Source organism: Mogibacterium sp. CM50, assembly GCF_000293155.1.
Lineage (GTDB): Bacteria > Bacillota > Clostridia > Peptostreptococcales > Anaerovoracaceae > Mogibacterium > Mogibacterium timidum.
This window is the reverse complement of record NZ_ALNL01000044.1, coordinates 292,470-299,347: the sequence shown is the minus strand read 5'-3', so window position 1 is coordinate 299,347 and position 6,878 is coordinate 292,470. Positions and strand designations below refer to the sequence as shown.

Here is a 6,878-nt window from a genome sequence, read left to right as displayed (position 1 = left end):
ACATTGTTGAGGCAGAGCTATGCCCTGACCATATACATATGCTTGTAAAAATACCGCCAAAGTATTCTGTGTCGCAAATAGTCGGATATTTGAAAGGGAAAAGTTCTCTTATGATATTCGATAAATTTGCAAATTTAAAATACAGGTATGGGAATAGACACTTTCGGTGCCGAGGGTACTATGTTGATACAGTAGGGAAAAACGAAAAGAAAATAGCTGAATACATACGTACACAACTTCAAGACGACATAGTAGATGATCAAATGACGCTGAAAGAGTATATTGATTCATTCACAGGAGAAAAGATGAAGTAGTCCTTTAGGACTTGTAGGAAAATACGTGCGGTTGACGAATCTATTCAACGCATCTTAAGATGCAGCAGGTAAAAGGCCCTTATAGGGCCAAAACAAATCACCGGCTGAGCCGGTGGTCATGATTTGAAATCCGGCAATTTCTGCTATTCAGGCAGACGCTCCGGATACATAATCGACAACTCGCCACGGACTTTTCCCCAGTTGCGTAGTGGCATTGTCCACTTGCGTGTGGCTTAGAACGTTGCAAGATACAGTGCTTTCAGCAGTGCCTGAGAACCGGAGAATACACTTCTCCGGCGGTTTAGCCGCCTCAGTGTCGAATTCAGTGATTCTATGGCATTGGTCGTGTAGAAGGCTGTTCTGACATCCCCGGAAAACTTGAAAATCGGAGATATGGCGTCCCGGTTATTACTTCGGCGTTTCATAGCATAGGGACACTGTGGACTCCACTTATCTGTGACCTGATCAAGCTGCGTCAGTGCTGTCTTTTCGTCGGGAGCTGTATAAATCGTCTTAAGATCCTTCGCGAAGGACATCATGTCTTTGTTCGCCACATACTTCAATGTGTTCCTGACCATATGTACGATACAGCGCCGGTGCTCTGTTTTCGGGAATGCAGCCGAAATGGCATCCTTTATTCCGGTCAATCCATCTGAACAAAGGATCAGTATGTCCTGAACGCCTCTGTTTTTCAACGAATTCAAAACAGACAACCAGTATTTGCTGCTCTCGTTTTCTCCAACATCTATCGTCAGGACATCTTTGCTTCCATCTGCGTCGATCCCAAGAACAACGTATGCTGCACGCTTCTGTACAACTCCGTCTTCTCTGACAGAAAAATGGATGGCGTCTATGAATACGATCGGATAAACTGCTTCCAGCGGGCGGTTCTGCCAGTCTTCGATCTGCGGCAGAATTTTGTCCGTTACGTCCGAAATGAAGCTTTCTGAAGCCTCAAAGCCATATATATCCTCAATCGTTTCAGAGATCTGTTTTGTGGTCATTCCCTTCGCATACATCGATATGATCTTCCGGTCAATGACCGAAATGTCTTTCCGGCGTTTTTTTACGACATTAGGTTCAAAAGAGGAATTGCGGTCCTGTGGAACATCGATGGACATGCTGCCATAGCTGGAATTGACGCGTTTATTCTTGTATCCGTTCCTGTAGTTCCGCTCAAGATCAAACTCATCTGAGCGCTCAGATTTCTCATAACCGATATGTTCATCCATCTCGGCCTCCATCATTTCCCTGATCGTGCCACCGAGAAGATCTTTGAGAGCATCCCGGATATCCTGAGCGCTCTCAATATCGTATTCTTCGAGCAGTCCGCGGATGATCTCACGTTTTCCTTCAGTCATTTCGACATGATGCATCGGTTTCTTTGGTTTTCTGGTCATAATAAAAAGCCCTCCGTGATTTAATGATTACTGTCACGAAAGACCTTGTCAAATGTTTTTACAGAGTTTTTTCTATTGTCCCACCCATAGCTTCGATACAGCCGGCGTGATGGCACTTGAAAAGATTCCCTGGTAACCGGGGAGAGAAGCTGTGAGTCATCATAAATATCCTGCACCGGAGCGAAGGTCTATTTTTCATCTGAATTCTTATCCTTTTCGTAGTAATGAGAATACGTGTTTTCTATGGCTTTTGCCATCGCTTTTGCGTTACCCTTGAGATTGTTGTCGAATAACCGGTTATCGTGCTTGCTGCTGATGAATCCCAGCTCTACTAAGCATGAAGGCATCTTATTCTTCGACAGCTCATCGTATTCGTGCTCCTTACTGACTAATGTGCCGGCGCGAATTCTGCGCTTGGTGAAGCCCTCTTTATGCAGCTGCTTCATTATCTGATTGCCCAGATAGCGGCTTTCCTCATTGTTGTCCATAGGGAGGAATACCTCGACACCTTGAGCCGATTTGTCCTCTGCCTTGTTCCTGTGAATTGAGACCATCAGCTTAGCCTTGCTTTTGTTGGCCATCTTGCCGATTTTAATTCGTTCGGTATAGCGGTCATCCTCGCGAGTCATATACACCTTGAAGTTCTTTTTGTTGAGCTCCTTCTTGACCTGAAGGGCAATTCTGAGGGTGTCGTCCTTCTCGTCTCGGCTCTTCGTCTGAGAACCGGGGTCGTGTCCTCCGTGACCGGGATCGATAAATATTACGCCGCGATCTAATTTCGGCGGGGCCAGAACATCTCTGTTGCGGTAAAGCCCTACTATAAAGAACATGACTGCTAAGACTGATACCGCTGCTGTGAATTTACGGCGTCTGCGTTTCTTTAGTTTTTTCCTTCTTTTGTCCGCGATTATGATATCGCGCATCTGTTGTTCGTTGAGTGCCAAATCCTTCTCCTAAAAACTTAACTGATCAGATATATCTCCTCTATGCTACAATATTGCGTAAAATTTGTAAATAATATACAAGTGTACGGACAGAATCGTTGAAGGTTAGAGGCTTCGATGATATAATCTATGCGAACTAATTTCTGATATAAGAGGAGTCTGTATGTATGCATTGACGGCGAAAGCCATGAGCTACATGGATGAATATACGATTGACAAGGGCATTTCCGGTGCCGTCCTGATGGAAAACGCTGCCGGCGGGCTTGTCGATGAGATAATTGCACGTTATCCAGACAAGGACACAGAGATCCTCGTCGTCGTTGGTCATGGTAATAACGGGGCAGATGGTCTCTGTGCGGCCAGATGGCTATTGCATCTCGGATATATCGTCAATGTGTATTTCGTAGGAGATAGAAGCAAGGTTTCGAGAGCCTTTACAGATCAGCTCAGAGTGCTGACTTCGATGAGCAAGTCGTTCAGAATGTACGGACTTGGATCGCGCGATGATATGAAGGTGCTGCAGCAGCGATACGATGTCATTGTCGACGGAATCTTCGGCATAGGACTCAACAGGCGATTTGGAGCAAACTTTGCCAAGTTTATTGAATACCTCAATACCAAGTCGGGATTCAAGATAGCAATAGATATTCCGTCCGGACTCAATGCTACTACCGGCGGCATCATGGATGCCGTATTCAAGGCAGACCTGACAGTTACGTTCGGCAACTACAAGACAGGTATGTTCTTTGGAGCAGGCAGAGCAGTTACAGGCGAGGTCAAGCTAATAGATATAGGAATTATCAAGTCCGGATACGCTTTGATTGAAGATAAGCTGTACATCTGCGACAGGGACTTCCTTGAGGATACGCGGCATTTGGCGCTTATACCCCGAGAGGAGCGCTCGCACAAGGGCACATTCGGCTCGGTCGGGATAGTGGTAGGGCCTAATGCGATGATGGGAGCCAGCATGCTGGCGGCTAAGGCTGCTTACAGGTGCGGTTGCGGTCTGGTCAAGGTGTTCTGCCCTAACAAATACGTTGGTTACTTCAACGTCGCTATCCCGGAGACTGTGGTAGTACCGTACAAGAATGACGATATCTCGGGAGCGATGACGGAGTTTGCGAAGTCGGTTGATGTGGTGCTGGTCGGTCCGGGTCTCAAGGAGGATTCGACGGGTCGAATCCTAGTTAAACAGCTGCTTGCCATGGACATCAAGATGGTTATTGATGCCGGAGCGCTCAATATAATATCCAAGAATCTCAAGCCTTTCCGTAAGAGGAGGGCAGAATGCGTAATTACTCCTCATGTGGGAGAGATGGCAAGGCTGTGCGACGAGGACATCAAGGTTGTAGACAAGAATAAAATTGGCTTTATCAGGAAGTTCTCGGAGCGTTATAGCGTAAGCATGGTGGTTAAGTCGGATGTATCGCTGATATCATTGCTTAGTGGCAGCGACCAGAGGTTGTTCCTCAACATCCTTGGCAATTCCGGTCTTGCAACTGCGGGCTCAGGAGATGTGCTTGCAGGGACAATTGCATCGCTGATCGCTCAAGGCAACAGTCCCAACAACAGCTTGCTGTACGGAGTGATGATCCACGGTAATGCTGCGGACAAGCTCGATACAGGAGAGGATTCTCGACGCAAGATGATGGCCAGTGATATTGTGGACAAGCTCTTTTAAGCGCGTACCATAGCGTATGGCATAAATCGTGCAGAGAGTGAATGCATATAGTTATAACAGGCGATAATAGGCGGATATTGATATTGGTTCAGATAGTAACACATATGTGTCCGCTTTTTTATTTCTTGTGCTCTGCTTATTAAAATGTTATAATTCATGTGTTATGACGATACTTGTCCATAACACTCTGAAATGGCAGGAGGTGAATCAGTAATATGGCACAGGTTACCGTTAGAGAGAACGAGAGCTTGGAAAGTGCGCTTAAGAGATTTAAGAGATCTTGCGCGCGTGACGGCGTGATGTCCGAACTCAGAAAGAGAGAGCATTACGAGAAGCCAAGTGTAAAGCGTAAGAAGAAGTCTGAGGCTGCCAGGAAGAAGGCAAGAAAGTACTAAGTCTTAGGAGGTGAAGAGCGTGGGTCTTAAAGAGCAATTGATGTCTGATTACAAGACAGCTATGAAGGAGCACGACGTCACCACCAAGGAGACCGTCAACCTCGTTAGAGCTGCCATTAAGCAGCACGAAGTAGATCAGAAGGTCGTACTTGAGGATGACGCCGATATCATTCCGATCATCAAGAAGCAGCTCAAGATGCGCAGAGATGCGCTGGCTGATTTTGAGAGGGCCGGAAGAACAGACTTATTAGATGGTTATAACAAGGAAATAGAGGTGCTTGAGAGATATCTCCCTGAGGAGCTGTCCGAGGAAGCCGTTCTTGCAGCGATTGAGAAGATTGCTGATGAAGAGGGCATTGAACGCAACATGAAGAGCATGGGCGTTATGATGAAAACCGTAATGTCTAAGCTTCGCGGGCAGGCTGACGGCTCTCTTATATCCAAGATGGTCAGGGAATACCTCAGCAAATGACTATCGATATTGTAATTGACAGGGCCGCGGCCCTGTTTTTTTCTTTCCGAATTGTTGATAAATGCGCTAAATGGCGGTTATCATTTCGTTGTAAACGGGGCGTAAAACGGCTATAATATTAAGTAATATTTGCAAAGGAAAAGTGCATGGATAAGAGTACAGATATAGTTAGATTCGAAATTCCGGAGGATATAAACAGAGAGCAGCTTTTTGGTACGCTTGATGCCAATATCAAGCAGGTCGAGAAATCTACCGGTACCACGATTGTCATGCGTGATGACGGACTTTTTATCAAGGGCGCCGGTAATATCAGAGCGGCAAATATCATCAGCAGTATGGTTGAAAATCTCCGTGTAGAGCCGGAGCTAGATGCTCGCAGGGTGAATTACCTGATAGATATGGAGAATGCAGGCGAAACCTTTGATGCCAAGTCGCAGGTCAGCGATGTGATATGCTACACTCACAGGGGAAAGCCGCTCAAACCCAAGACTAAGGGGCAGAAGCGATATGTCGACACCATCCGCAACAACGATATGGTATTTGGCATAGGGCCGGCGGGAACGGGCAAGACGTACCTGGCTTGTGCGCTTGCTGCAAATGCCCTCAAAAACAAAGAAGTTGAGCGGATCATACTGGCCAGGCCGGCTGTGGAGGCCGGCGAGAGTCTCGGATTCCTGCCGGGAGACCTGCAGGACAAGGTGGATCCATATTTGAGACCGCTGTACGATGCCATATTTGAGATAATCGGTCAGGAAACTGCAGCCAGACTCAAGGAGAATGGCGTAATCGAAGTTGTTCCTCTCGCATACATGAGAGGCCGAACCTTGGATAATTCGTTTATCATCCTCGACGAGGCTCAAAATACCACGAGGGAACAGATGAAGATGTTTCTTACCCGTATGGGCTTCAATTCCAAGGTGGTAGTCACCGGAGATATCACGCAGATAGATTTGCCTAAGGGAGCAGGCTCAGGTCTGGTAGAGGCTAAACGTGTGTTGGCTGATGTGGATGGGGTTGAGTTCAGCTACCTGAGCGAGGTAGATGTAGTTAGACACGAGCTCGTAAAGCGGATTATCAAGGCGTATAGCGATTATGAGAATTCAAGCAGCAGTGCGAATGCGCGGCGCGGTGGGAGCAGAAGATGATATTAGATATCAACTATAGTGATGCCGCTTACGGAGAGTGCGAAGCTGACGAACGCATAGATGAAGGGCTGATTGAAAGGGCTGCTAAGCATCTGCTCGCAGCAGAGCTCTTGGGCAAGCTTGATGAAGCTACGCTTTCTAAGGCAGGTGAGCTGCCGGTGTATATAAGTGTTTCAATCGTGTCTGAGGGGGAAATCCGAGAGCTTAACGGTGAGTTTCGCGGCATAGACAGTGTGACGGACGTATTATCGTTCCCGCAGTTTGAGAATAGTGACGAGCTGCTGGCGGAGCTGGACGGAGACGAAGCCGGTGTGAATATACCGATGGGCGATGTCGTTATCTGTCTCGATCAAGCCGAGAGGCAATCGCAGGAGTATGAGACATCTATCAAGAGGGAGGTCACATATCTGTTTGTGCACAGCCTTCTGCATCTTCTAGGCTACGACCATATGCAGCCTGAAGAGAAAGCTGAGATGCGCGAACACGAGGAACGGATAATGACTGCACTGGATATTTGCAGGTAACGG

The 6,878-nt window shown here is 47.0% G+C and carries 7 protein-coding genes and 1 pseudogene; 6 read left to right on the top strand and 2 right to left on the bottom strand.

Annotation, left to right across the window (positions count from 1 at the left end):
- Window positions 1-314, top strand: a 314-nt coding sequence (gene tnpA, locus HMPREF1152_RS08780; RefSeq protein ID WP_039883955.1) for an IS200/IS605 family transposase, incomplete at its 5' end; no start/stop codon positions are given.
- Window positions 315-457: 143 nt separating this feature from the next.
- On the opposite strand, the pseudogene HMPREF1152_RS08775 reads toward tnpA, so the two are convergent.
- Window positions 458-1,675 (bottom strand): annotated as a pseudogene (locus HMPREF1152_RS08775) (IS256 family transposase).
- 227 nt (window positions 1,676-1,902) lie between these two features.
- Window positions 1,903-2,658, bottom strand: coding sequence for an N-acetylmuramoyl-L-alanine amidase family protein (locus HMPREF1152_RS08770; RefSeq protein ID WP_009644780.1), 756 nt, complete (start codon window positions 2,656-2,658; stop codon window positions 1,903-1,905).
- A 163-nt stretch (window positions 2,659-2,821) separates the two neighbouring features.
- On the opposite strand from HMPREF1152_RS08770, the gene HMPREF1152_RS08765 reads away from it, so the two are divergent.
- The 5 genes from HMPREF1152_RS08765 (at window position 2,822) to ybeY (ending at window position 6,875) form a co-directional block, all read left to right on the top strand.
- Window positions 2,822-4,339: an NAD(P)H-hydrate dehydratase gene (locus tag HMPREF1152_RS08765; protein ID WP_009644745.1), complete on the top strand. Its 1,518-nt coding sequence runs from the start codon at window positions 2,822-2,824 to the stop codon at window positions 4,337-4,339.
- A 215-nt stretch (window positions 4,340-4,554) separates the two neighbouring features.
- On the top strand, window positions 4,555-4,734 hold the full coding sequence (gene rpsU / locus HMPREF1152_RS08760; RefSeq protein WP_009644705.1) for a 30S ribosomal protein S21: 180 nt from the start codon (window positions 4,555-4,557) through the stop codon (window positions 4,732-4,734).
- 19 nt (window positions 4,735-4,753) lie between these two features.
- A complete protein-coding gene (locus HMPREF1152_RS08755; protein WP_009644845.1) occupies window positions 4,754-5,206 on the top strand; it encodes a GatB/YqeY domain-containing protein in 453 nt (150 codons plus the stop codon).
- A 146-nt stretch (window positions 5,207-5,352) separates the two neighbouring features.
- Window positions 5,353-6,351 carry a PhoH family protein gene (locus HMPREF1152_RS08750; RefSeq protein ID WP_009644641.1) on the top strand — a complete coding sequence of 333 codons (999 nt, stop codon included), beginning with the start codon at window positions 5,353-5,355 and terminating at the stop codon, window positions 6,349-6,351.
- A complete protein-coding gene (ybeY, locus tag HMPREF1152_RS08745; RefSeq protein WP_009644701.1) occupies window positions 6,348-6,875 on the top strand; it encodes an rRNA maturation RNase YbeY in 528 nt (175 codons plus the stop codon). The genes HMPREF1152_RS08750 and ybeY overlap by 4 nt, the downstream gene beginning before the upstream one ends.
- Window positions 6,876-6,878 lie beyond the last annotated feature (3 nt).